Here is a 2,421-nt window from a genome sequence, read left to right as displayed (position 1 = left end):
TTTTCGGTGCGGCTTTTTGGCCACTAAACCCCTTCTTTAAAGAGGGAAAATTGGAAGAAAAGACAATCGAAACTGTTGCCGACAGCGGTAAAAACAAGGGTAAAGCCGTTTTATAAAAACTAACTGAAACGGCCCAAAGATTTTAAAGTACACACGTCTATGTTTTATTTTTGAAGCACTTTTTCAAAGAGTGCTTTGAAGATGAAATATATTTCATCGAAAGATACAAATACCAGTATCAGCTTTGTTTTTTAGGCTGATATACCTTGTCGCACAAGGGTAGTTGTAAGTTCTTTACCAATTCATTGTCAATGGACACTTATCTCAATGATGAACTTTTGCGCTAAATACACGCGCTGGGTCATAGGGGGTATTATGCACATAGATGGCATAGATAATTCCCAATAGCTTTCTAGCAACTATTACCAAACACTCTTTGGGTGCTCTTCCTTTAGAGCGGTAGTTTCGAAAGACTTGCGCTAGCTGGGCATTATGTCTAATGCTTGCAATGGCAGCCATATAGATAGCCTTTTTGGCTAATCGTGCTCCGCGCTTGGCCAGTCTTCCAGATTTGCTTGAACCACCTGATTGCTCCAATGTAGGATACAAACCAAGATAGCCTGTTAATGCTTTGGCATTATGAAAGCGGTCTAGGTTGCCACACTCTGCTAAAAGAGCCAATATGGTCTTATCAGACACGCCTGGAATGGTGCGCAGGTTATCAATCAACGAAGCCATTTCGTCTTGTTCACTGGGCATAGCTTGCTTTTCATGAAAAAGTAAGAGCATCTGCTCTTCTATAGCTTCCATTTGAGAAGTAATGAACCGCAGCAGGGCAATATTAGAACGAATACTCAGTGCTCTTTCTTCTTTAGCGGCACCTGAGTAGATACTCTCTTTAGCAAGCTCTAGCAGCTTTTGTGCTTTTTCTTTGGAGAAGTTATTACCCTTAATGCCTCGAAAGGTTTTTAGGACACGTTCACAACTTGCATACTCATAATGCTTTGCTGTAGGGTACTTCTCTAAAAGGGCTAAGCCTGTGACGCTAAAGGGGCTAGAAAGTAGTGTTTCAAGTTCAGGAAAAACAACGGCTAGCAATGTGCTCACCTGACGCTTGATGGCTTTAAGCTGATCCTCCAAAGAAGCACGGTGGCGATAGAGTACCCGAAGGGATTGCAATTGATCTTGGGATACATACCCTTCACTAAAGCGACCGCTTTTAATTAAAGCCGCTATCATAATGGAATCGATGTTGTCATTCTTTATCCGCTTCATGGTATCCATCTCCCGAAACTTAGAAGTTTGATAAGGATTTAATAGTACCACAAGGTACTTCAAATCTCTCAAAAAGCGGTAGAGGTTTTCAAACAACAATCCCGTGGCTTCCATGCCGATAATAATCTCAGAGGTAGCGCACCCCAAAGATTGTAAATGCACCAAGAGCTTTCTAAACCCCTCTTGGGTAGATGCAAAGGTAAACGGTTGCACCTCAAGAGCGTTGTCTTCTCGCATGATGCAAGCCACATGGGAACGTTTGGCGATATCAATGCCAACATAATACATCTTTTCCCTCCTTCATCAAGAACAGGTATATCAGGTTGTGTCTCACAGCCTCCTAACTCTATAGACTGGTAAACTTTAAAACAAGTCTCCAAGTAGCGTTTCATGGGTGAGTCGGTTAGCCTGATATCAATAGGCTTTCTTGGGTCATCACAGGTGACAAGGAAAACAAGATTGTACCTCCAGTGCCATTGACTGTGAATTGCACAAAGCAACATTACAACTGTCTTTATGCTAACACAACCTTAATTACAGTTTCCACCCTCTAGGGAGTAGTGGATACTGTGTTTGTATTATAGGAGGATTACTTATGAAAATGGGACTTTTAAAATCAACTACAAAAACCGAAACTAACTCTACAATCGTACCTTGTAACTTTACTCATAGTTACGCTTCAGGTCAAACAGGCAGTGGTAAAACCACTGCTTATATTTATCCAAACCTAAAAGAGCGTATTAAACAAGGTCATGGTGTATTGATATACGATTATAAAGGTAAAGAGCATTTAGCTGTTAAAGCATTGGCTAAAGAGGCAGGACGTATTAATGATGTAGTGGAGATAGGTGTGCAATGGGGGAAAAGCATCAATCTTTTAGATAACCTTCGTCCTGCTAAATTAAATGCTTTTTTGAATGAGATATATAAAATGAGTAAGGATAATAGTTATTGGGAGCAATCAGCCATAAACTATGTGACTGGGGTATTTAATGTTCTTTGGGCACAAAAAGAGCTTTTAGCTTCGTTGGTTAAGGCTGATTTGGAAATAGAAAAAGAGGAGTATCCATTGGCTTTTAAAAGTATTGCTTCAATATTTACCGAAAAAAAGTCTATTGAATCATTCTTTGAAACCCTTGGAAAAGA

The 2,421-nt window shown here is 40.1% G+C and carries 2 protein-coding genes; one reads left to right on the top strand and one right to left on the bottom strand.

Going from position 1 to position 2,421, the window contains the following annotated elements:
- Positions 1-324: 324 nt before the first annotated feature.
- Positions 325-1,563, bottom strand: a complete 1,239-nt coding sequence (locus VBE63_RS27475) for an IS110 family transposase (RefSeq protein WP_323686171.1) — start codon at positions 1,561-1,563, stop codon at positions 325-327.
- Positions 1,564-1,870: 307 nt separating this feature from the next.
- Between VBE63_RS27475 and VBE63_RS27470 the strand changes: the two genes are divergently transcribed.
- Positions 1,871-2,421: hypothetical protein (locus VBE63_RS27470; protein WP_323686170.1), on the top strand; the 551-nt coding region annotated here is incomplete at its 3' end.

It is taken from the genome of Lamprobacter sp., assembly GCF_034860625.1.
In the GTDB taxonomy this organism is placed as follows: domain Bacteria; phylum Pseudomonadota; class Gammaproteobacteria; order Chromatiales; family Chromatiaceae; genus Lamprobacter.
The sequence above is the reverse complement of the archived record's forward strand: the minus strand, read 5'-3'. Positions and strand labels throughout refer to the sequence as shown.

What these genes read in the sequence shown, in the direction of transcription:
- VBE63_RS27475 (WP_323686171.1), bottom strand. Translation starts at nt 1,563, where the DNA reads ATGTATTATGTTGGCATTGATATCGCCAAACGTTCCCATGTGGCTTGC.